The sequence below is a fragment of the Gluconobacter wancherniae NBRC 103581 genome, assembly GCF_007988885.1.
Classification (GTDB): Bacteria; Pseudomonadota; Alphaproteobacteria; order Acetobacterales; family Acetobacteraceae; genus Gluconobacter; species Gluconobacter wancherniae.
Genome location: NZ_BJUZ01000001.1, coordinates 238,164 through 261,440, shown reverse-complemented (window position 1 = coordinate 261,440; position 23,277 = coordinate 238,164). Strand labels below are relative to the sequence as shown.

Sequence of the window (23,277 nt, the reverse complement as noted above, 5' to 3'; positions counted from 1 at the left end):
AAACACTCACTCAGCGTCGCGACGAGGCGGACGGGCAGGCTTGGCGCCTACGCTCTCCGTGATGTCTGCACCAGTTTCCTGATCCACAACGCGCATGGAAAGCTTTACCTTGCCGCGGTCATCGAACCCGATGACCTTCACCTTCACGGCGTCTCCCTGCTTCACGACGTCTGCCGTGCGGGCAACGCGGCTGTTTGCCAGCTCAGAGATGTGAACCAGACCATCACGCGGACCAAGGAAGTTCACGAACGCGCCAAAATCAGCGGTCTTTACTACCTTACCGTCATAGATCCGGCCGATTTCCGGCTCAGCAACGATACCTTCAATACGGGAGATGGCCTTCTGGGCCTGCTCGTCGTTCGAAGCAGCAATCGTCACGGTGCCATCGTCACCGATATCAACCTTCGCACCGGAATACTCGACGATCTCACGGATCACCTTGCCACCGGAGCCGATCACATCGCGGATCTTTTCCTTCGGCACGGAGATCGTGGTGATCTTCGGTGCATTGCCTGAAACGTCCGTACGACCTTCCGTCAGAGCCTTGGACATTTCGCCAAGGATGTGGATACGGCCATCACGAGCCTGCTCCAAGGCAATCTTCATGATTTCCGGCGTGATGGACGTGATCTTGATGTCCATCTGGAGCGACGTGATACCGTCTTCCGTACCGGCAACCTTGAAGTCCATATCGCCAAGATGATCTTCATCACCAAGGATATCGGTCAGGACTGCGTAGCCACGATCTTCCTTGATCAGGCCCATGGCAATACCCGCAACCGGACGCGGCAGCGGAACGCCTGCATCCATCAGGGCGAGAGACGTGCCGCAGACTGTCGCCATGGACGAAGAGCCGTTGCTCTCGGTGATCTCGGAGACCACGCGAAGGGTGTACGGGAACTTGTCCTTGGGGGGCAGCAGCGGATGGATCGCACGCCATGCGAGCTTGCCATGACCAATCTCACGACGACCCGGCGAGCCCATGCGACCACACTCGCCAACCGAATACGGAGGAAAGTTGTAGTGCAGCATGAAGTTCGAGCGATACTCGCCTTCAAGCGCGTCAATGACCTGTTCGTCCTGACCCGTACCCAGCGTTGCGACAACCAGAGCCTGGGTCTCACCACGGGTGAAAAGTGCAGAACCATGGGCGCGCGGGAGAATACCGACTTCAGAAACGATCGGGCGAACCGTCTTCGTGTCGCGTCCGTCGATCCGGATACCCGTCTTCAGGATAGCACCACGAACGACCTGTGCCTCAAGCTCCTTGAGCATCGGCTTGGCCATATCAACGTCCAGGCCTTCTTCAGCCAGCGTCTCGTTAATACGCGCCTTGGCAGCAGCAACCTTCTCGTAACGAGCCTGCTTGCTGCGCTCTTTGTAAGCGTCTGCCATCAGCTTGTTGCCGACTTTCTCGACGCGCTTGCGAAGAGCAATCTCTTCCTTGCTGGGCGTGGGCAGATCCCAGGGGTTCTTCGCAGCGTGCTCAGCCAGAGCGATGATGGCATCAATGACTGGCTGGAAGGACGTGTGTCCAAGCGTCACGGCCTCAAGCATCAGGTCTTCAGAAAGCTCGGAAGCCTCCGATTCAACCATCAGAACGCCTTCGGAAGTCCCAGCAACAACGAGATCAAGATCGCTGTCCTTAAGCTCAGAGAGCGTCGGGTTCAGAACGAGCTTGCCATCAATCTGGCCAACGCGGGCAGCAGCAACCGGACCGAAGAAAGGAATACCAGACAGCGTAAGGGCAGCCGAGCAGCCAATCATCGAAACAATCGCAGGATCGTTTTCCAGATCGTGGCTTAGAACCGTTGCAACAACCTGAACTTCGTTGCGGAAGTTTTCAGGGAACAACGGGCGCAGCGGACGATCAATCAGACGCGCGTTTAGCACTTCTGCTTCGGACGGACGACCTTCACGCTTGAAAAAACCACCAGGAATCTTTCCGGCAGCATATGCCTTTTCCTGATAGTTCACGGTCAGCGGGAAGAAATCCTGACCCGGCTTCACCGACTTGGCGCCTACAGCCGTGCAGAGCACGACCGTATCACCATAGGTGACCATGACAGCACCATCAGCCTGGCGGGCGATCTTGCCTGTCTCAAGGATCAGGGGGCGGCCTGCCCACTCGATTTCCTTGCGAAAATAATCAAACATGTCGTCTTCCTCTGGAAGAGTGGAAAGAGCCATTCCGGAAGTCCTGTCGGTGGCGGAGCAGCGTTTCGGACGGCATGGCGGTGGTAGCGGGTCATCCCGGCACGACACCATGTGGCCTGAAACGCCGGTCGCGCAACCGCACCGAAAAGGGTTCCGGTCCGGTAGGTGGTTGTCCGGGAGCTAGCCCCCGGACAATACACTCAGCGACGCAGGCCGAGGCGACCGATCAGGGTCTGGTAACGGTCCTGGTTCTTACCCTTCAGGTAGTCGAGCAGGCTACGACGCTGACCGACCATCATCAGAAGACCACGGCGCGAATGGAAGTCCTTCGCATGGATCTTGAGGTGCTCGGTCAGGTTCGTGATACGCTCGGTCAGCAGGGCAACCTGCACTTCCGGCGAACCCGTATCCGTTTCGGACTGCTTGTACTCACCAATCAGTGCCGTGCGGCGTTCTGCAGTAATCGACATCTTATTCTCCAAAAAATTCGTGGTTTTCCATCATTCGTGCTGCCCTGAGCCGCCCATCGCGGACATGACACAGACCAAGCACGTGCTCTCCGATCATCGCGCGCCACAGAAAGTCATCTTCCTGAGACACAGCCGGCATCGGATGCGAAAGTGTGGCAGGGTCCAGAGACTGCCCCCACACCAGCGTCCGTCCCTCCGCTTCGGTGACGGCCAACGCCGGGATGTCGACCAGCGCGGTCGCCGCATCCAGCAGAGGAGCCGGAAGAGCGTTGGCGTTGTCCACAGTTTGAGCCTGTTTGTCCAGTGCTATCTCATCAACAGTCATCGCGTGTGACAGATCGAACGGACCACATTTTGTCCTGCGGAGAACAGAAATGTGGCCGACAGTCGCACATGCAAGCGCAATGTCCCGCGCAAGCGAGCGCATATAAACGCCTTTTCCGGACTGGACTTCAAAGAGCGCCGTATCGGCATCGGGGCGCGAAACCAGCGAAATCGAGTCGATCCTTGCGGGTCTGGGCGGTAGTTCCGGAGGCTTTCCTGCCCGGGCAAGATCATATGCCCTCTGTCCCCCGACACGCAGGGCAGAGAAAACAGGAGGAACCTGCATCACATTTCCAGTAAGCGCAGGAAGGACGCTACGGATCTGTTCATCCGTGGGGCGACTGTCGGATGTGGCCAGTACCTCCCCTTCCCTGTCATCGGTTGTCCTGCTCTCCCCAAAGCTCAGCGTAAACTCATAGCGCTTGGTGGCATCCATGATGTAGGGGATCGTGCGGGTGGCTTTCCCGAAGGCGATCGGAAGGACCCCCGAAGCAAGGGGATCGAGCGTTCCGCCATGTCCGGCTTTTTTCGCGTCAAATGCCCATCGAAGCTTATTGACCATGTCCGTGGAAGTCGGTCCCAATGGCTTGTCGAGTATGAGCCATCCGTCGATATCACGTCCGCGTTTTCTGGCCATTCTGTCCTCAGCTACTCATGATCAGGCGCTGATAGACCAGTCATGGCAGGCAACACAAACACGACGACCAGTGCGGTCGTACTTCTCGAAGAAAAAATTGGATATCCAGGCAAAAATAAAGGCCAATACCCTGAAGGTATCAGCCTTTATCTCAATCCTGCTCCAGATCTCTCTGGACTTCAGGAGACCGGAAAATTTCATCCAGCTCCATCGCATGATCCAGTGAAGTGTCTGGTTGGAAATGTATTTCCGGAACCGTACGCAACTTGAGGGCCTTCGAAAGACCCGTACGCAGAAAAGGAGCAATCCTTTTCAGCGCAGGCAGCAATGCCTCAATGTCCGTACGTCCAAGACGGGTTACGAACACAGTGGCATGACGAAAATCCGGTGCAACCCGAACCTCCGTCACCGTCACCTGAACATCATGAAGCTCAGGATCGCGAAATTCAGTGCGGGCGAAAATTTCCGCCAGAATGCGCCGAACTTCCTCTGCTACACGAAGCTGTCGAGTGCTGGGTCCCTGTGTTGTAACACCAGCAGGACCCTTCAGATCAATTTTGGAACGACGGTTCAAGCCGGGATCACTTCCATCTCATAGCACTCAACGACATCGCCTTCGCGCAGATCATTGTAACCTGCGAAGGAAAGACCGCATTCGTAACCGCGAGCCACTTCCTTGACGTCATCCTTGAAGCGCTTGAGCTGGCTGAGATCGCCCTGATGGATGACCACATTGTCGCGGAGGAGGCGAACACCACAGCCGCGCTTGACGAGACCTTCCGTGACGTAGCAACCCGCGACCTTGCCTGTCTTCGTGATGTTGAAGACTTGGCGGATTTCCGCGTAACCGAGGAACTTCTCGCGGTGCTTGGGCGCAACCTTGCCCTTGACGAGTTGCTCCACGTCGTCGGCCACCTGATAGATGATCGAGTAGTAGCGGATATCCACACCCTCGCGCTGGGCAAGCTCACGAGCCTGCGTCGTCGCACGGACATTGAACGCCACGATAATGCCGCTCGAAGCCTTGGCAAGCTGTACATCACTTTCCGTGATCTGACCGACACTGGCCGTCAGGACACGAATGGCAACTTCCTCATGCTCCAGCTTCTGCACCGTTGTAGCCAGTGCTTCCGCAGAACCCTGAACATCTGCCTTGATAAGCAGAGCCACTTCCTTCTGCACACCAGCCTGAATGCGGGCCAGCATCTGATCCAGCGTACCGCGGGCAGCAACCTGCGTTGCAGCAGCCTTGTCGCGAATCTTGCGCTGACGGAACTCGCTGATCTCACGGGCGCGATTTTCATTTTCCACAACCACGAACGGCTCGCCCGCACCAGGAACACCGGCGATACCGAGGATCTCTACCGGCGTGGAAGGACCCGCTTCCTTGATCTGACGACCGCGGTCATCAAGAAGGGCACGAACGCGTCCCCACTCTGCGCCAGCGACAACGATATCGCCACGCTTCAGGCTGCCCTTCTGGACGAGAACAGTTGCAACCGCACCACGTCCACGATCCAGACGGCTTTCAATCACGCTACCTTCGGCAACACGGTCCGGATTGGCACGCAGATCTAGCATTTCAGCCTGAAGCAGGATCGCTTCTTCAAGCTTGTCGAGACCGGTGCGCTTCACTGCGGAAACTTCGATGTCCTGCGTGTCACCGCCCATTTCTTCAACCACGATTTCATGGCTGAGAAGTTCCTGACGAACACGCGCAGGGTTTGCACCCGGCTTATCCATCTTGTTGATGGCAACAATGATCGGAGCGTTAGCAGCCTTCGCGTGCTTAATGGCTTCAATCGTCTGCGGCATCACGCCATCATCAGCTGCAACAACCAGAACGACAACGTCTGTCACTGACGCACCACGAGCACGCATCGAGGTGAACGCCTCATGACCCGGGGTGTCGATGAAGGTGATTTTCTGGCCCGACTGCAGAGTGACCTGATAGGCGCCGATATGCTGCGTGATGCCACCAGCCTCGGCAGCGGCCACGTCTGTCGTACGCAGAGCATCGAGAAGAGATGTCTTGCCGTGATCGACATGCCCCATGACCGTGACGACTGGAGCACGAGGCTGCAGATCGGTCTCATCATCTTCCAGGCCTTCAATACCCAGCTCGACATCGCTCTCGGAAACGCGTTTTACACGGTGACCGAACTCCTCGACGACAAGCTCCGCTGTGTCGGCGTCAATATTCTGCGCGGCTGTTGCCATCACACCCATCTTCATGAGTGCCTTGATAACTTCACCCTGACGGGCAGCCATACGGTTGGCAAGCTCAGCAACCGAGATCGTCTCGGGAAGGGTAACGTCACGCACAACACGTACCTGGTCAGAGCGCAGACGCTCAAGTTCGGCCTGACGACGCTCACGATCGCGCTGACGGCGAACCGAGGCCAGCGAACGTGTCTTGTCGTCATCGCCTTCAATAGCAGCACGAACGTCAATACGGCCTGCGCGACGATCCTGACCGCCACCACCGCCCTTGGTGCGCTGCGGAGGCGTTGGACGACGTGCCGGTGCAGCAGCTGCCGGACGGCGTGCCGGACCACGACGCTCTTCGTCCCCTGCTGGAGCAGAGGCCGCAGCGGCGCTGTTGTTGTTTGCACGCAGGTGAAGCGTCTCACCACGTGGTTGACCCGAAGGTGCAGGACGCGGATTTAACGGACGTGCTGGCATAATGGCACGCTCAGCAAGCGGACGAAGCCGCTCAACCGGAGCTGCTAGCTGAACGCCGCCCGTAGCCTGATTGGCATTGGGGTCCAGCGGTGCTGAGCGGCGTGCTTCTTCTGCCAGACGTTCTGCTTCACGGGCAGCACGCTGTTCTGCCTGTCGGGCCTCAATTTCTGCACGTTCGCGAGCATCTGCAGCATTACGAGCTTCTTCAGCCTCTCGCTCACGCTGCTCTGCTTCACGCTTGGCAGCTTCCTCAGCAGCCAGACGCTCTTCTTCCGCGGCACGGCGCGCAGCTTCCGCTGCGGACATGATCTGGATCTTTTCAGCTTCACGTTTTGCAGCTTCATCCGCTGCCTGACGCCGCTGCATTTCCAGCACGCGCTGACGCGTTGCCAGCTCAGCAGCTGTCAGGGCACGTCCGCCCGCACCTGTTGCACCGCGCGCACCACCGCGTGATGATCCGCCACCAGAGGCGTTTGTTGGGTTCGGGCCGCGCTTCTTGCGCACCTCGACCTGCACCACCTTGGAGCGGCCGTGGCTGAAGCTCTGGCGCACAGAGCCAGCATCGACCGTGCGGCCAAGCTCCATGCGACCGGCCGGACGCAGGGACAGGCGGCTGTTCTTGGCCTGCTCGCCACCCTGCGAGGGGGTCTGGTTTCCGTCCTGGTTGCGCTCGTTGCCGTCGCTCATAGTTCCGCCTGTTCCTTACTGACCCCTGCAGGGTCTGGGAGCGGACGTCCTGCCACTCCCGAAAATCTCTCATGTTCGGCGATCAGACGCTGCGCCAGCGCCCCTGGCGCCACCACTGCATAGACCGCCCGATCCCGGCCAAATGCCGAGGCCAGGACCCGATCGGGAACCGTCGCCACCGGCAGATCCCGCCGGCCCGACACCAGTCGGGAAAACTCGTCCGGACTTGCACTGTCCGAGCGGATTACCACCCCAGCCCTGCCGGAAGTGAGCCACTCCCGGCTTTTCTGAAAACCACAGACCGCCTGCCCGGCTCTGCGAGCCAGACTGACAGAATCGAGCAGTCTCTGTGCCAGAGCTGCCTGAACGAGGTCTGCCAGCCCATCCGGTACAGTCACCTGTGCCTTGGCCGCGCGGGCAAATGCCTGTCGTGTGCGGCCGCTATCTAACACATCTCGGCTAGCACTCAACCACATTCCCCGACCAGGCAGTTTTGCTGCAAGGTCAGGTACGATCCGATTCCCCGGACCGACGACAAACCGGATCATGCTCCGAGGGGCGCGCTGCTCCCGTGTAACGATGCAGCGCCGCTCCACTTCATGGCGCTTTGCAGCCCCCCGGACAGGTCCGTCATCTGTATCAGAAATTTCAGACGTCGTTCGATTCCTCGCCTGTGCCGGTGGCAGTTTTCTGCTCCGACTCGTCATTTTCAAACCAGTGAGCGCGCGCTGCCATGATGATTTCGTTAGCCGAGTCTTCGTCGATCTCGCCATCACCAAGCAGTTCCACGAGCTCATCACCCGCGAGGTCAGCTAGGTCATCAAGGGATTTCACGCCCTTCTCACCCAGCTCAACCAGCATCTTGTTCGAGAAGACACCAAGATCCGCTACGTCATCCGCAACACCCAGAATCTTCCGCTTGTCGTCGAGTTCCTGCTCCTTACCGGCCAGGAAGTCATTTGCACGAAGCATCAGTTCCTCGGCCACACTCTCATCGAAACCTTCGATGTCATGCAGCTCGTTCGGGTCGGCGTAAGCCAGTTCCTCGATGCTATGGAAGCCTTCGGTCACCAGCAGGCTGGCAATCACGTCATCCACATCAAGGGCATCCACAAACAATGTGGTGCGCTTGCGGAACTCTTCCTGACGACGCTCGGATTCTTCCGCTTCCGTCAGAATATCGATGTCCCAGCGCGTAAGCTGGCTTGCGAGACGCACGTTCTGACCGCGACGACCGATTGCAAGCGAAAGCTGCTCATCAGGCACCACAACTTCTACGCGACCTGCTTCTTCATCCATCACCACCTTGGTGACTTCAGCTGGAGCCAGAGCATTCACAACGAATGTCGCAGCCTGCGGGCTCCAGGGAATAATGTCGATCTTCTCGCCCTGCAGCTCGGCCACAACGGCCTGCACACGGGAACCACGCATACCTACGCAGGCGCCGACTGGATCGATCGCAGCATCACGTGAAATGACGGCCATCTTGGCGCGCGAACCCGGATCACGGGATACAGCCTTGATCTCGATGATGCCGTCATAAATCTCAGGGACCTCCTGCGCGAAAAGCTTCGCAAGAAATGCCGGATGCGTACGCGACAGGAAGATCTGCGGGCCGCGGGGCTCGTCACGCACATCGTAGATATATGCGCGGATGCGATCCGAGTTGCGGAAGGACTCGCGCGGGATAAGTTCGTCACGACGCAGAAGGCCCTCGGCATTGCCGATTTCGACCATCATGTTGCCATACTCGGTACGCTTGACGGTACCGTTGACGATCTCGCCTACACGATCCTTGAATTCATCGTACTGGCGCTTGCGCTCGTATTCACGAACTCGCTGGACGATGACCTGCTTTGCGGTCTGCGCTGCGATGCGTCCGAAATCGATAGGAGGCAGCGGATCAACGAGATGCTCGCCAAGCTGAATCTCAGGCTGGAATTTACGGGCGATCAGCAGAGGAATCTGCGTATCCTCGTTTTCCACAACCTCGACAGCTTCGGTCCAACGGCTCAGACGCACTTCACCCGTCTTGCGATCGATGGTGGCGCGGATGTCCTTCTCGTGTCCGTACTTTGCGCGACCGGCCTTTTGAATGGCCTGCTCCATCGCTTCCAGCACTTCCTCACGCTCAATGTTTTTTTCGCGTGAGACAGCGTCGGCAACAAGCAGCAGTTCAGGACGGATAACAGATGTGTCCATCAGATCGGACCTCCAGCCAGCATAAGACGGGTCATCAGTTCTTCTTCCCCGGCTTTTTCGGATTCAGTTTTGGAGCACGACGCTTGGCTTCGCCGCTTTCCTCGTCAGACGCTGCAGCACCAACCCCGGAAAGGAGGGCGCTTGCCTCGATCAGCGCGTCGGTCAACACCAGACGTGCCTTACGAATTTCTGTCAGTGGCAATGCTACTTCGGAGCCATCGTCTAGACGCATGATGGCGCTGCCATCACGCGTACCGATTGCAGTTCCGGAAAATCGCTTCCGTCCATCCCGCGGGATTTCCAGCTCAACACGTGCCAGATGCCCGGCGAAACGCTCCCAGTCCTTGCCGCGCGTCAGCGGACGATCAATCCCGGCCGAAGACACTTCAAGCATCCATGCGCCAGGGATCGGATCATCCACGTCCAGAACAGCACCAACCGCGTGGCTGATCTGCTCGCAGTCTTCGACAGAAATGAGGGATCCGTTTGCACGGTCTGCCATGATCTGGATGGTCGGGGTTTCCCGCCCGAGCACCGAAAGGCGCACAAGCTCGAAACCCAGATCCGCCAGAGTCGGGGCGATGCGCTCCGCAATGCGGGCATCAAGGCCCGTCAGGTGGGGCAGTTCGATGTCAGATGAGTTTTGCAGCTGTGCCAAGACAAAAAAGGCGGCCCGCAAGGGCCACCCCCCGGAATAACGGAAGATGAATGGAATGAGGCCTATGTAAGTCACATGCCCGATGGATGCAAGGGTGAAGCCGATCTCAGCCCCTCTCTTGCGAGTCGAAAGATTTGTTTACACTTATAGCCGTCTCAGACGCTTGCGTTGTTACGAATGGCGGAGTGAGATGAGCAGCATAATGATACCAAAACCGGAACCACGCCCCGAACTGATTTCGCCTCAGGCTGCGCATCAGAGCAGAATGATGTGGGCCGGAGGCGGCCTTCTCGCGGCTATTACATTCGGCGCAGGGGCATTTTTCTACTCTACCCACGGCGGAAACACCGCCCCCGCACCAGCTCCGGCCGTGTCACAAAGCCAGAATACATCTGTTGCAAGCACCACGGACATGGCGGCGGCAGCCCAGCTATCGATGCTGCCGTCATCCCAGGCGGCAAAAGCTCTGGCGCACACCTCATTCAATGCGGATCAAAAGGCCCGCATTCTTGCCGCCGTCCAGCGCGGGGAGATGCGGCTCGTGCAGATGCCTGTACTTGATGCCTCTGGAGCCGCGGGGCAGATTATTGATGTGACAACGTCAGGTCTCACACAGCGCGTCGTTCTGACAGGTAAATTCCAGCCGCTTCTGTTGCCTATTGCGGTAGCAGGGCAGGTTATGGTGTCTCCTGTCACGATGCCTCATGCGCCCGCCCTGACCATTGGAGCGATGACTGCTCTTGGTCCTGAAATCCTGCCCAGCCTAACGGCACTGGACCAGCGTATCGTGCTCAGCGTGATCGTTCAGTAAGGAGAACACCCGGTGTTCAAGTCCCTGGTTCCAATGCTGAACCGCGCCATGCCTCTTATGATGGCCGCATTCCTGATCCTTGCCGTGATTCAGGTTGCGGTCATGCTTCATTTTTCTCCCGATTTCCTCTGGTCAGCGATAGAATGGGGCCGCCGCTTCTACCTGCCCATCGCAGGCATTGGGGCACTGCTGACGCTTTCGGGCCTTCTTTATGAAACTTCGGCAGAAAAACTGGCGCGGCAAGGTCTGCGACGCAGGAAAGGTTTGATGATGGACGTACTTAGCCGGTTAACCAATCGTGGAGTTCTTGAGGAGCTTATGGCCCGGGAACAGCGCGAAACAGTAATCGACGCAGAGGAACTGGCTGCATCCCTTCGCGCCCGGGTCATCGGTCAGGACCGTGTCTGCGAAGACATCGCGCAGCAGCTCCGCAGACGCCTCGCCCTTCAGGTGCGCGGCAAGCCGGTGGGTATTTTTCTACTCGCAGGGCCTCCGGGTACTGGCAAAACATACCTCTCAAAGCAGATCGCCAAGCAGATGGAACGTCCCCTTCTGCATTTCGACATGACCCAGATGTCGAGTCCACACGCGGCGACCCAGCTTTTTGGCTCCCCCAAAGGCTATGTTGGCTCTGATACGTTTGGCCGTCTGACGGGAGGCCTTAAGGAACATCCTGACGCCGTCGTGCTTCTGGACGAGATCGAGAAAGCCCATCCCGATGTCTTCAAGAAATTCCTGACCGCCTGGAATGACGGACATGTCACTGAAGCCTCGACCAACGAGCAGGTCTCGACCACCCGATGCATCTTCATGCTCACTTCCAATGTCGCAACAGATGCCCTGACGGATATCGCCGATCGTCTGGCCGATGAGCCCGACAAGATGCGTGGCGAGTCGGTTGAAGCCCTGCGTCGCGCCGGTTTTGCGCCAGAAGTTCTGAACCGCCTCGACCGTATTTTTGTTTTCCGCTCTCTACGTGGCCTTGATCTGGCACGCGTTGCTGCGCTTGAAATTGAAGCGATGATCGAAGGCTACGGCCTGCACGTCGAAACTGGTGGCATCGACCCAACGCTCCTGTTCCAGGTTATGCAGAAGCAGACCAATCTTGGCGCCGCAGCAAGCGCGCGCGATCTGGTGCGCTCCATTGAAGATATGGTGAGTGAGAGCCTGATCACTGCCCGCCAGCAGGGCGCCAAAATGGTTCGCCTGGTAACGGGGCCCGAGGGTGTCGAGGCGGAAATTGCTGCTGATACCGAAGCCCAGCGCAGCCGCATGAGCCGCTGATACCATGACGGCATTTGGACGCCTGTGGCGACGCGCTCCTGTCTGGCGCACAAGCCTTATCATGACAGTCGGCGCTCTGGGGATGGCGGCCTTCTACCCAACCGCCCCGGTTAAAAAAGCGCTTCCATGGCTTCCAGGCCATGCGCCCAGCGCCCGCCCAAGCAAGGCGGGTAGCACCGCCTCCCCTGCGGCAGGGGGCCCTTCCGCTCCGGGTGCAGGTCAGGATGATGGCTCAGGTCAGGTCGGACTGCCGGATGTTGGCATTACCCAGCGCGGCAGTCTCCAGATTGCTGGGCGCACACTTCCCCTCCCGGCGGGGGACTGGCATCCGATTCTGATTGCCCAGACCGGGCCACACCGCGAAGTATCGCAGCAGGTTCTGGCGCGCACGGACCGTGGCGTTGTCTCCGGGGTGATCATCGTCCATGCAACGCAACAGGCAGTTCCGCAGGACGTTGCAACGGACCTTGAAACGCCCTGCCATGACGACCGAAATTATGCAGCGCGCATCACCAATACCGCCAATATTGAGGAATGCAGCTACACCGGGAACGCCGTTCTCTCAAACCATACGATCAGCACTGATCCGTTCATCACGGCAGCCTTCAATCGCATGTCCACACTCGGGTTCCCGATTCCGCCGCTGATGGTCAATGTTGGCTGGTATCACGTCAGCAAACAGGGAACGCAGGGTGTGCAGGTCGAAACGGTGGAGACGCTTGTCGCACCGATCGAACAGGGTTCCCGCCAGCTCCTTGCCCCGCCCCAGTACTGGAACAAGGCAAGCATTCATCAGAACCCTGATGCTGCACATTTCATTGATGCGCTGGATCGCTGGATGCTCAGCTGGTCAAAGGTTCTGCGGCAAGGCTTTGATGGAACACTAAATACGGCATCCCTTGTTCCACCGCTGATCAACGACCCCTCCGCGCCCCGCCCTTCCTGAATCAGCTAAACTTCTGCCGCGCTGCCGCCAGCGAGAGTGGTAGTTTCGTGCCCGGGGCCAGTCGTCCATCATCAAGCGGCTGCCCCAGCCCCGTCACAACGGGCACGACCCCGCCCCAAACCTGCAATTCGTAATCTTCTGGGCGGGCCTCTGCGGGAGGCGCATTACGGATTTTTGCCGAAGCCGCATCAATTGAGACTGCCAGCACACCCGTTGCAGCCAGTTCCCGCGGTAAATGGTCACGAACCTCCTCCATACGCCCCGGCAGCAGATGCTCCGTGATCAGTGCAAGGGCGCGTTTTTGTTCGTCAGGATCGGTGACAGCCCGGGCAATACCATGCACCACCGCGCAACGATAATTCATCGAATGATTAAACGAAGAGCGGGCGGCGACAATCCCATCCACATGAGTGACCGTCAGGCAAAGCGGCGCACCTTCGTCGATATTCCGGATCATCCGGGTGCTGGCGGCACCATGAATGTAGAGAGTCTCGCCATCGCGCGCATAGGCCATCGGCATGACCATGGGGCGTATGGAGCCCTCTTCTCCGGCCAGAAAACCAACATGCGCGACCAGCCCGACATCCAGAATCCCATGGATCGCCTCGCGGTCATATACGGCGCGTTTGCCCTGCCGGGCGATTGCATAAGGCGGCAGGGAAGGCTTCTCACCCATGACAACATCTCTCCTTGTATGAACAGAGGGGATGCTGCACACAAAACTGGTCTGCCATAAGATCCAGTTTTTATAAAATCAGAGGTCCAGTTGCTCGAAAAATGGCTTCGGCTTGACCGCACAGACAACACCCCGCTTTCGGAGCAGCTCTACAAATCCATCCGGCTGGCCGCGCAGGAAGGACACATAAAAGCCGGCTACCGCCTGCCCTCGTCACGAGCGCTCGCATCAACTCTGGGTATTTCCCGCAATACGGTGGGAACTGCCTACGATCTGCTGGCAGCCGAAGGGCTTCTCGCCACCAAGCCCGGCGCTTGTGCATATCTGTGTGTTCCGCCCGGCTTTTCCTTTCATGCAACACAAGACACCGTCACTCTCCCAACCCTGTCCATTACTGGCCAGAAGCTGGCACAGAACCGGCATCTGGGTGTGTTCCGCGGTGCTGACTTGTCATTTCGCCCGGGCCAACCAGATCCCACTCTCTTCCCGAAGGATGAATGGGGGCGTCTGGCGCGACGAGCCACGCGCGGGCTGAAAGGAGACGCGCTGCTTTATGGCGAGAGCAGCGGCCTTCCAGAGCTTCAGGAAGCATTGTCCCTCCATCTTGCAGCAACCCGAGGCGTGCGGGTAGCACCTCGGGACCTGATGATACTGCCCACGGTGCAATCTGCCCTGTTCCTGCTTTCGCAGTGCTTCACAGAACACGGTGATACTGTATGGCTCGAAGATCCCGGCTATCCCGGCGCACGTATGGCGTTTTCAGGTGCAAAGACGGATTTTATGCCCGTCGATGAGAATGGAGCAAACACGTCCGGCCTCATATCAACACCGAAGCTCATATATGTAACCCCGTCACATCAGTATCCGACGGGCTCTGGCATGTCACTGGAGCGTAGACTGGAACTGCTCGAACGCGCACGCATCACTGGTGCAATCGTCATTGAAGATGACTATGACAGCGAGTTTCTGTGGCAGGGGCGCCCCATTCCCGCGCTACAGGCGCTTGGGAGCAGTGCGCCTGTCATTTATCTTGGAACGGCCGCGAAATCCCTGCTTCCGGGCCTGCGTCTCGCATGGATGGCTCTGCCGCCGGGCCTGATCGATACACTGCAACATGTGCAGCGCAATTTGGATCTACTCGCAAATGTTTATACCCAGAGTGCCTTCGCGCACTGGATCAGCGCTGGCCATCATCGCGCACATCTGCGGCGCATCAGCCAGATTTATGAAAAACGCTGCCAGACACTCACCCACCACATCCAGAACGAATGCGGCAGCCGGGTTGTCCTCCTCCCTTCACAAGGAGGACTGCAGATCGCAATCAAATTTGCTCCACAAATCGATGATCGCATGGTCGCAGCCTTCATGGCTGAACAAGGCTACACCGTAACCTGCCTGTCCTCACTATATGGCGGCAACAGAGTTGAGCAGGGCCTCGTCGTCGGGTTTGCGCAAAGCAACGATAGGGAATGTCAGCGATTTTCACGCCTGCTTGCACAGGCCTTGCATCGACAGGTCAGTGATGCCCCGTCATGCCCCCCATCCCCCGCCCCAGACGACGCTCCGCCATGCGTGCAAGCCTGACGAAAGGCAGCCCTAGCAACAGATACGCGGCGCCAACCATCAGACCAGTCCCGAAATAGTCGTAATAGGTCGAGGAGAGCCGCACATATGTCTGGCTCAGCTCCGTCAACGTAATGACAGAAACCAGCGAGCTGTCCTTGAGCAGCGAAATGAAGTCATTCGTCATGACCGGCACAACGGTCCGGAACGCCTGAGGCACGATAACAAGGCGCAATGCCTGAAAATGCGTCATGTTGAGTGCAATCGCGGCCTCCATCTGACCGCGGGGGACAGACAGAAGACCAGCACGGTAGTTCTCCGCTTCATACGCAGCATAGTTCAGCCCAAGCGCGAGCACACCTGCGACGAAGGGAGAGAGGCGAATCCCGAACGCTGGCAGACCATAGAAAATGAACAGCACTTGAATGAGCAGCGGCGTACCCCGCACGATCTCAACATAGACTCCCGCCACGAACCGCAATGGGGCTGCGCCATAATGCCGGGCCAGAGCAAGAAGCAGCCCTAGCCCCACGGCAATGATCATGGCCAGCCCGGATACAGCCAGCGTCATCAGGGCGCCCTGCCCTACAAGCGGCAGGAAACCGGCATAGCGTCTGGCGAGGAAGACCCATCCACTGCCCGTACTGCTTGCCATGGCTTCGCGGTAACGGTTCCACTCATCCGGCGCGATATTTGGCTCGGACATGTCTCCCGTATAATTCGCCATCAACGGCGTCCAAAGATTCCAGCGCGCCAGAATATGGTGGAGCGTACCATCCTTGATCAGCTCGCCCAGAGCCGCATCCACCTGATCTCGAAGGGCGCGGTTGTTCTGGGAAAAGGCTATTCCATATTCCATGCTGCCAATCGGCTCACCAACCAGCTTCATATCATCGGAAATGGCACCGTAATAAAGCGCGATCGGCGCATCCAGCAGAATGGCATCAAGCCGACCGTTCCTCAGATCGGAAAACGCGTTGGTCTCCTCCTCATACGAACTGATCGTCACCCCGCCGAGCCGATGCAGCATCCGCTCGGACGTCGTATCCTTAAGTGTCCCGACCTTATGGTTTTTCAGCGCCTCAAGTGTGTCCAGCCCCGTCTCATCCTTTCGCAGGATGATCCGCTCGCTCGTGACATAATAGGGACGTGAGAACAGGACCGCAGCCTTGTGCTCCGGGGTCATCTCGATCCCGTCCACAACCATCGCATAAAGGTCGCGTGACAGGCCGGGGATCAGGCCATCCCAGTCATTCTGGATGAAGCGCGCCTTGCGGTGCATCTTCTGCGCAAGAGCGTCCACCAGATCCTTCTCGAACCCCGTAATGCGTGATTCATGCGCAGGGTCGTGAAAGACATAGGGCACATTGGCTTCACCATCCGAGGCCCAAGGCAGATCTGTTGCGTCTTTCGCTCCTGGCACCACAACCGGCTCCGCATGGAGTTGCGGCGCAAGAAAAACCAGAAGCATCAGAAGGGAGAAAAGCGCCCGCATCACAGGAGCGTCCGCAGGAAGCGGCGCGTTCGGGCATCCTTCGGATCAGCGAACATCAGATCGGGATCTCCACTCTCAACGACTTCCCCGCCCTCGACATACAGAACCCGATCAGAGGCGGCGCGCGCAAAACGCATGTCATGAGTTACGACGATCTGGGTCATGCCATCCTCGTCAAGCGCACGCATGACGGACAGCACTTCCTCTGAAAGTTCAGGGTCCAGTGCCGATGTAGGCTCGTCATACAGCATCACTGAAGGCTTCATAGCGAGCGCCCGCGCGATGGCAGCACGCTGCTTCTGTCCGCCGGAAAGACGGTCCGGATAGCGCTCCTTGACGGCGCCCAGCCCCACCTTCTCAAGTAACTCGCACGCAATGGCCTGCGCCTGCTCCCGGGCCACACGCTTAACCTGAATTGGCGCCATCATGACATTTTCAAGAACAGTGCGATGAGGGAAGAGATTGAACGACTGAAAGACCATTCCGACATGCGCCCTAAGCCGGTGCGCCTGCGCTTCATTGGCGCGACTCCAGCTTCCCTGACACGCCAGCGTGACATCTTCGATTCGAACAGAACCCGCGTCCGGATGCTCCAGAAAATTGAGGCACCGCAGAAAAGTAGACTTCCCGCACCCTGAAGGGCCAATGATCGAGATCAATTCACCGCGTTCCACATCAAGCGACAGGCCACGCAGCACATCGTTGCCACCATACGACTTGGCGATCCCACTCGCCTGCAGCACCAGATCAGTCAGTTCAGGACATCCTATACAAAGACTGCGGCCAGCATGCCGCTCTGCCGCTCATAACTGACCTTGGCGCGCATATCGAGACCCTGCCCCCCGGAAGTCCGGCTTGGAAGACGAAGCCTCGAGCGAAGTTCCTGCTTTACACACTTGCAGGCAGCCTTCTCCCGGTCTCTAAACCACTGACCAGACGCAAGAGGGCTGCCGGGAAGGCGACATGAACATTTCTGCGCAAACAGGCGATGGCCTGACCGCTCAACATCTGCTGGATGTCCGCGACCTTACGGTTTTTCGCGGAGACCGCCTCGTTCTTGATGGCGTGTCGCTTCATCTGGATGCTGGCGAGGCCATGATCCTGACCGGCCCGAACGGCGCAGGAAAATCGACCCTCCTCCGCACCATCGCAGGCCTGCGTACGCCTGATTCCGGCACCGTTATCCGCAAGACAGAACTCGCATGGCTGGGCCATCAGGACGCCCTCAAGCCCGGCCTGACCTTATCGCAAAATCTTGCTCTGGCGGTGAAGCTGGGCTCAGGCTCTCTTGAAGAAGCCTTGGACGCTCTGGATCTCACAACTCTCGCAGACCTTCCCGCCCGCCTCCTGTCATCGGGGCAGAAGCGCCGGGCTGCCTTTGCGCGGGTCATGCTCTCCGGCGCCCCACTCTGGCTTCTGGATGAGCCGAGCGTCGGGCTGGATGTCGCAAGCATTGATCGGCTCGGCGCCGTGATGGCCACTCACCGACAAAAGGGCGGCGCCATGATCGTCACGACACATGTGCCCCTTCCCCTCGGAGAAGCCCGCTCCCACGAACTGCCATCACTGGCCAACGTCGAACCACTCTGGCTGTCATGACCGCTTTCCTTGCCCTGATCGACCGCGATCTGCGCCTTGCTTTCCGCTTCGGCGCAGACACACTGGCGTCCCTGCTTTTCTTCGTACTCTGCGGAAGTCTCTTTCCGCTGGCCTTGGGGCCATCCCCCGATCTACTGCGCCATATGGGACCTGGAATTGTGTGGGTTTGTGCGCTTCTGGCGTCCTTGTTGCCTCTGGACAGGCTATTCGGCTCCGAACTGGAGGACGGCTCGCTCGACCTGTTGATGCTGACCGGGCTCCCTCCGTCAGCCGTGGCACTCGCCAAAATGGTCGCACACTGGCTCACGACAGGCCTTCCCCTCCTCGTCGCCAGCGTGCCGCTCGGGATCATGCTCGGCATCAAGGGCTCTGAACTGCCTCTGCTTCTTGGTGGTCTGGCACTTGGCACCATGTCGCTGTCGCTACTTGGTGGAATGGCAGCATCCATCGTGCTGGGCGCCCGGCGCGGCGGCGTTCTGCTGCCACTTCTGGTGCTACCGCTCGCCACACCGGTTCTGATTTTCGGAGCAGCGTCTTCATACGCGGGTCAGCTTGGCACATCCTCGGCAGCAAGCCTCGATCTGCTCGCTGCCTGCCTTTTCGCGTGCCTGCCGCTCTGCCCGCTTGCGGCGGGTCAAGGATTAAAAGCCGCCGTAGGCTGACACGCCGATTGGTGATGCAATCTTAACAAGATGTCACCTCGGGGGATTTGACGTCACGATATCGATATGAAACGGATTGTGTCAGTTTTCCTATCGAGAGTGCCCACATGCTCCTGCGTTCTTCGCTCAGACGTTCCCTTCTTTCCTGCGCGGCCCTTCTGGGCTGTGGACTGGGGGCCAGCGCCCAGGCAGAACCAGGATATCTGAGGGAGCCTGTGGTTGCAGGACAGACGGTACTGTTCAACGCTGAACAATCCGTCTGGAGCGTGCCTCTGGCAGGCGGGACCGCCCAACGACTGACAAGCGTGCCTCACGGGGCAAATGCGATCGATCCACATCCCGTTCTTTCCCCCGATGGCTCGCAGATTGCCTTCATCGGGAATTTCGATGGCCCGACAGAAATTTATGTCATGCCCCGCGCTGGCGGCTCTCCGAAGCGGGTCACATTTGAAAACGGTCGCCTCCGCCTGATCGGATGGGATGCCAGGGCCGGTATTCTGTATTCAATCCCATCGGTTACAGGCCCGTATTACAGCTTCAACGTACTGGCCGTTCAGCCGGATACCGGCGCACGGCGTATCTTCCCCGTCGAAAACGCCAACGATGCGGCCATCAGCCCCGACGGACGCTGGCTTTACGCAGTACGCTTTGGTCTGGCGATGACCGGCGATCACATGCGCGCCTATCGCGGTGGCAGCCTCTCTCAGCTCTGGCGCCTTGATCTTCAAAACGGCAAGGAAGCCGAGCGTATTGGCACGCGCGAAGCCAACCTGCGCCGCCCGATGCTCTGGCGTGATCGGTTGATTGTCGTGTCTGACATGAATGGCCGTGATAACCTGTGGAGCCTGGCGCTCGACGGTACCGATCCAAAGCAGCTCACCCATTTCACGGATTATAGCGTCGCTGAAGCAGCGATCTCGGGCGATCATGTCGTCTTGCGTAAAGGTGCAGACCTGTTCGACGTGGATCTGGGCACGGGCGAAAGCCACCAGATTCCGGTTGATCTCGTTTCAGACAATGCACCCCGCACACCCTACTGGCTCAGCAAGCCCATGCGCTTTCTGACCTCCCAGAACCTGTCTCCAAACGGCGAGTTGGCAGCGTTTACAACGCGCGGTCATGTCATCGTGGCAGGTGCAGGCCCGCGTCGCCGCGTCATCGTCCCAACGCCGGATGATCTGCGTCTGCGCCTCGCCCAGATTACGTCTGACGGGAAATCCGTTATCGCCTTCAATGACGTCTCCGGTGATTCCGCATTATGGCGCTTCCCTGTTGATGGAAGCGGCAAAGGCGAAGCTCTAGGAAAACCCTCCCCGACCGAGCCGGTAGCGCTTGCCCTCTCTCCAGATGGGAAATACGCGGCGCATACGGATCTGCTCGGTAAGCTCTGGCTTTTTGACTTGTCTGCAAAGACCGAAAAGCTGGTCGACGATGCCATGAAAGACGGCACCAACAGCATTGATTCAATTTCATGGTCAGCAGACGGTCACACCCTTGCTTTTGTTCGGACACGCGGCTCGAATTTGCGTCGGCAGATCGCCCTCTACGTCCCTGCGACAGGCCGGACCGAATGGGTCACGGATGGTCGCTACGAATCCTATACGCCGACATTCTCCCCTGACGGTCACTGGATGTGGTTCCTGTCTGACCGGACCTTCTCACTGGCCAATGGCTCCCCTTGGGGTGACCGAAACATGGGACCGGCCTTCCCGCACCGCACGGGCATCTATGCCCTCGCACTCCAGACAGGCGAGCGTTTCCCGTTCCAGGCCGCAACAGAACTCGATCACGACACCAAAAAAAGCGACGAGAAAAAAGATAAAAACAAAAAAGACGATAGCAAAAAAGCACTTCCCGCCATCGTCTGGGACGGCCTCGCTTCCCGTCTTTATCAGGCTCCCGTTCCCGCGGCGGATTATCACGGCCTTGGTGTCTCGGGAGAGTTCCTCTTCACTATTGATGGCGGCGAGGAAGCTGGACCACTAAAGTCGATTCATATCGACGACAACGAGCACAAGATCGAAACTTTTGCTCCCAAAGTATCTGATTTCAGCGTGACCCCTGATGGAAAAACCATCATGGTCACCAGCCCCGGGGCTGCTGGAACGCCATCCATTCTTCTGCTGCCAACCGGTGCAAAGCAACCGCCTGAAACGACTGGCAAGAAAATCGATCTGGGCGATCTGCGCCTCAGGATTGATCCTGCGCAGGAATGGAAAGACGAATTCAATGACGCCTGGCGCCTGCACAGAGATCATTATTTCGACCGGACTCTCCGCGGCGTGGACTGGAAGGGCGTCCATGATCATCTCCAGCCGCTCCTTAGCCGCCTCGGAGACCGTACTGATCTGAGCGATCTTCTGGGCCAGATGGTGGCAGAAATCGGCGCCATGCACTCCCAGATCAGCCCGCCACGAACACTGGATGAACCTACCAGCGTTCTGATCGCGGGGCTGGGCGCACGGCTCACGCACGAGAAAAACGGCTTCCGCATCACGCATATCTATCAGGCCGATCACGACCTTCCAGACCAGCAGTCTCCACTGGCAAAGCCGGGTGTCGATGCCCGCGATGGAGACCTGATCACGGCTGTCAACGGGCAGCCAACAGCAGGCGAGCCAGACCTATCCTCCATGCTGGCGGATCAGGCCGGACATCAGGTGCTCCTCACGCTCTCGCGCAACGGTACCGAGCACAAGGCCGTCGTAACGCCCGTCAATGCCTATACAGAGCGCAGCCTTCGCACCAGCGACTGGGAAGTCGGCCGCGCTAATGCCGTCGATCAGGCCAGCAAGGGCCGTATCGGCTACCTGCATCTGGGCGCGATGGGTGGCGAGGACATGGAAACATTTGCGCGCGAATTCTATGCCAACATCGACAAGGACGGTCTGATCGTCGATGTCCGTGGAAATAACGGCGGCAATATCGACAGTTGGGTCCTGAGCCAGTTGATGCGCAGGGCATGGATGTTCTGGGGACGCTATGGCACAGCACCCGCCGTGAACATGCAACAGGCGTTTCAGGGGCATCTGGTCATCATCGCAGACGAACGCACCTATTCCGATGGGGAGACCTTTGCCCAGGGTATCAAGGAACTACATATCGCTCCCGTCATCGGCGAGCGCACCGCAGGCGCAGGCGTCTGGCTGTCTGATGGTGACCGCCTGATCGACATGGGCAATGCACGCACTGCGGAGAATCCCTATTTCGACATGAAAGGCCACTGGCTCGTCGAAAATCAGGGCGTCTCACCAGACATCGAAGTAGAAAACATGCCGGTTGCTGCTTTCCACGGACAAGACCAACAGTTGGACGCAGCGATTACCTATCTACAAAAACAAATGGCCGAACACCCTCGCCCAAAACTCGTGCCTGAAGCGTTCTCGCAGCAGGTTCCAGCTCCTAAATAAGATCCAAATGCACTGTGTTCCCCGTCTGGATGGGGAACACAGAATGCAACATTGTGCATACCCGATGCGTTTGCCGAACACAGGAACAATCATGAGGCCCTCGGGCCTCTCTGTATCCAGTCGGAGAAAACCGTATGCCAACCAATATTCCCCCCCAGTCCCAGGACCATCAGCCAGGCGTCGAAAAGCTTCTGCAACCTCAGGCCGAGCACATCCGTGCCAGCTACAAAGGAAGCGGCAAGCTTGAAGGCAAAAAGGCCCTGATCAGCGGTGGAGATAGCGGAATAGGACGTGCCGCAGCGCTGCACTTTGCCCGTGAAGGCGCGGACGTGGCGATCCTCTATCTGGAGGAACACGAAGATGCGAAAGAGACGATCCGCCTGATCGAGAAAGAGGGCCGCAAGGCTCTCGCAATCCCGGGGAACGTCACCTCCAGTAAAGTCTGCAACGATGCTGTCGCACAGGTCGTGAAAGAGCTGGGCGGTCTCGATATTCTGGTAAATAACGCTGGCGTGCAGATTGTCAGCGAAGATCTCACAAAGATTTCCGATGATGAATGGCAGCTCCATATGGACACCAACATCAACGGATATTTCTATCTCGCCCGCGCAGCACTTCCCCATCTTGGCGAGGGCGCCGCAATCATCAACACATCGTCCATCAATGCTTTCGCAGGAAATAAGGCACTCGTGGCCTATTCAACGACGAAAGCTGCGGAAATGGGCTTCACACGAGCTCTGGCTCTGCAACTTGCGCCGAAAAAAATCCGGGTCAATGCCGTGGCGCCCGGGCCGGTATGGACACCGCTCCAGCCTGCAAGCTGGGGACCTGTTGACCCGCAGGCCGTAGCAGATCTGGGAAAAGATGGCCCTATGGGACGATGCGGAGATCCATCGGAACTTGGTCCGGCATATGTCTACCTCGCCAGCCAAGACGCTTCTTTCGTGACGGGCCAGACCCTGCACGTCAACGGCGGCATGATCATCAACGGCTAACCTCTGGCGGCCGCTG

19 protein-coding genes are annotated in these 23,277 nt (G+C 58.3%); 8 read left to right on the top strand and 11 right to left on the bottom strand.

The window, feature by feature from the left end; all coding sequences use genetic code 11:
* Positions 1-6: 6 nt before the first annotated feature.
* The 8 genes from pnp to rimP all read right to left on the bottom strand — a co-directional run bounded on the left by pnp (position 7) and on the right by rimP (position 9,820).
* Positions 7-2,157 (bottom strand): polyribonucleotide nucleotidyltransferase, encoded by a 2,151-nt coding sequence (pnp, locus tag GWA01_RS01180; RefSeq protein WP_146795386.1) that lies wholly within the window; start codon positions 2,155-2,157, stop codon positions 7-9.
* A gap of 200 nt (positions 2,158-2,357) precedes the next feature.
* Entirely contained in the window at positions 2,358-2,627 is a 270-nt protein-coding gene (gene rpsO, locus GWA01_RS01175; protein ID WP_146793214.1) for a 30S ribosomal protein S15, read from the bottom strand.
* 1 nt (position 2,628) lies between these two features.
* Positions 2,629-3,588 (bottom strand): tRNA pseudouridine(55) synthase TruB, encoded by a 960-nt coding sequence (gene truB / locus GWA01_RS01170; protein ID WP_146793212.1) that lies wholly within the window; start codon positions 3,586-3,588, stop codon positions 2,629-2,631.
* 151 nt (positions 3,589-3,739) lie between these two features.
* Positions 3,740-4,144 (bottom strand): 30S ribosome-binding factor RbfA, encoded by a 405-nt coding sequence (gene rbfA / locus GWA01_RS01165; protein ID WP_371858424.1) that lies wholly within the window; start codon positions 4,142-4,144, stop codon positions 3,740-3,742.
* Between the two features lie 14 nt (positions 4,145-4,158).
* Positions 4,159-6,960, bottom strand: a complete 2,802-nt coding sequence (infB, locus tag GWA01_RS01160) for a translation initiation factor IF-2 (RefSeq protein ID WP_146793207.1) — start codon at positions 6,958-6,960, stop codon at positions 4,159-4,161.
* Positions 6,957-7,667, bottom strand: a complete 711-nt coding sequence (locus tag GWA01_RS01155; RefSeq protein WP_146793205.1) for an RNA-binding protein — start codon at positions 7,665-7,667, stop codon at positions 6,957-6,959. The genes infB and GWA01_RS01155 overlap by 4 nt, the downstream gene beginning before the upstream one ends.
* A complete protein-coding gene (gene nusA, locus GWA01_RS01150; RefSeq protein WP_146793203.1) occupies positions 7,609-9,162 on the bottom strand; it encodes a transcription termination factor NusA in 1,554 nt (517 codons plus the stop codon). The genes GWA01_RS01155 and nusA overlap by 59 nt, the downstream gene beginning before the upstream one ends.
* 34 nt (positions 9,163-9,196) lie before the next feature.
* Positions 9,197-9,820 (bottom strand): ribosome maturation factor RimP, encoded by a 624-nt coding sequence (rimP, locus tag GWA01_RS01145; RefSeq protein WP_146793201.1) that lies wholly within the window; start codon positions 9,818-9,820, stop codon positions 9,197-9,199.
* 190 nt (positions 9,821-10,010) lie between these two features.
* On the opposite strand from rimP, the gene GWA01_RS01140 reads away from it, so the two are divergent.
* From GWA01_RS01140 to GWA01_RS01130, 3 genes are read left to right on the top strand one after another with little or no spacing between them, the layout of a single operon-like run.
* Positions 10,011-10,631, top strand: a complete 621-nt coding sequence (locus GWA01_RS01140; RefSeq protein ID WP_228118267.1) for a hypothetical protein — start codon at positions 10,011-10,013, stop codon at positions 10,629-10,631.
* 33 nt (positions 10,632-10,664) lie between these two features.
* Complete coding sequence (locus GWA01_RS01135; protein ID WP_146795382.1) at positions 10,665-11,915, top strand: AAA family ATPase; 1,251 nt, start codon at positions 10,665-10,667, stop codon at positions 11,913-11,915.
* 4 nt (positions 11,916-11,919) lie between these two features.
* On the top strand, positions 11,920-12,861 hold the full coding sequence (locus tag GWA01_RS01130; protein WP_146793199.1) for a hypothetical protein: 942 nt from the start codon (positions 11,920-11,922) through the stop codon (positions 12,859-12,861).
* 1 nt (position 12,862) lies between these two features.
* Here GWA01_RS01130 and GWA01_RS01125 read toward each other — a convergent pair whose 3' ends face one another.
* Positions 12,863-13,537: a pyridoxamine 5'-phosphate oxidase family protein gene (locus GWA01_RS01125; RefSeq protein ID WP_146793197.1), complete on the bottom strand. Its 675-nt coding sequence runs from the start codon at positions 13,535-13,537 to the stop codon at positions 12,863-12,865.
* 90 nt (positions 13,538-13,627) lie between these two features.
* Here GWA01_RS01125 and pdxR point away from each other — a divergent pair, with 90 nt between their 5' ends.
* Entirely contained in the window at positions 13,628-15,121 is a 1,494-nt protein-coding gene (pdxR, locus tag GWA01_RS01120) for a MocR-like pyridoxine biosynthesis transcription factor PdxR (protein ID WP_146793195.1), read from the top strand.
* Here the strand turns inward: pdxR and GWA01_RS01115 are convergent.
* Together GWA01_RS01115 and GWA01_RS01110 are read right to left on the bottom strand one after the other, a co-directional pair.
* A complete protein-coding gene (locus tag GWA01_RS01115; protein WP_371858423.1) occupies positions 15,054-16,571 on the bottom strand; it encodes an ABC transporter substrate-binding protein/permease in 1,518 nt (505 codons plus the stop codon). The genes pdxR and GWA01_RS01115 overlap by 68 nt on opposite strands.
* A gap of 23 nt (positions 16,572-16,594) precedes the next feature.
* The gene (locus tag GWA01_RS01110; protein WP_146793191.1) at positions 16,595-17,338 is read right to left on the bottom strand and encodes an amino acid ABC transporter ATP-binding protein; all 744 of its coding nucleotides are present in this window, start codon (positions 17,336-17,338) and stop codon (positions 16,595-16,597) included.
* A 220-nt stretch (positions 17,339-17,558) separates the two neighbouring features.
* On the opposite strand from GWA01_RS01110, the gene ccmA reads away from it, so the two are divergent.
* From ccmA to GWA01_RS01090, 4 genes are all read left to right on the top strand, one after another.
* On the top strand, positions 17,559-18,194 hold the full coding sequence (ccmA, locus tag GWA01_RS01105; protein ID WP_146793189.1) for a heme ABC exporter ATP-binding protein CcmA: 636 nt from the start codon (positions 17,559-17,561) through the stop codon (positions 18,192-18,194).
* Positions 18,191-18,856, top strand: coding sequence for a heme exporter protein CcmB (gene ccmB, locus GWA01_RS01100; protein WP_146793187.1), 666 nt, complete (start codon positions 18,191-18,193; stop codon positions 18,854-18,856). Before ccmA ends, ccmB begins: the two co-directional genes overlap by 4 nt.
* A 107-nt stretch (positions 18,857-18,963) precedes the next feature.
* On the top strand, positions 18,964-22,266 hold the full coding sequence (locus GWA01_RS01095; RefSeq protein WP_228118265.1) for a S41 family peptidase: 3,303 nt from the start codon (positions 18,964-18,966) through the stop codon (positions 22,264-22,266).
* 134 nt (positions 22,267-22,400) lie between these two features.
* The gene (locus GWA01_RS01090; protein ID WP_146793185.1) at positions 22,401-23,261 is read left to right on the top strand and encodes a glucose 1-dehydrogenase; all 861 of its coding nucleotides are present in this window, start codon (positions 22,401-22,403) and stop codon (positions 23,259-23,261) included.
* Positions 23,262-23,277 lie beyond the last annotated feature (16 nt).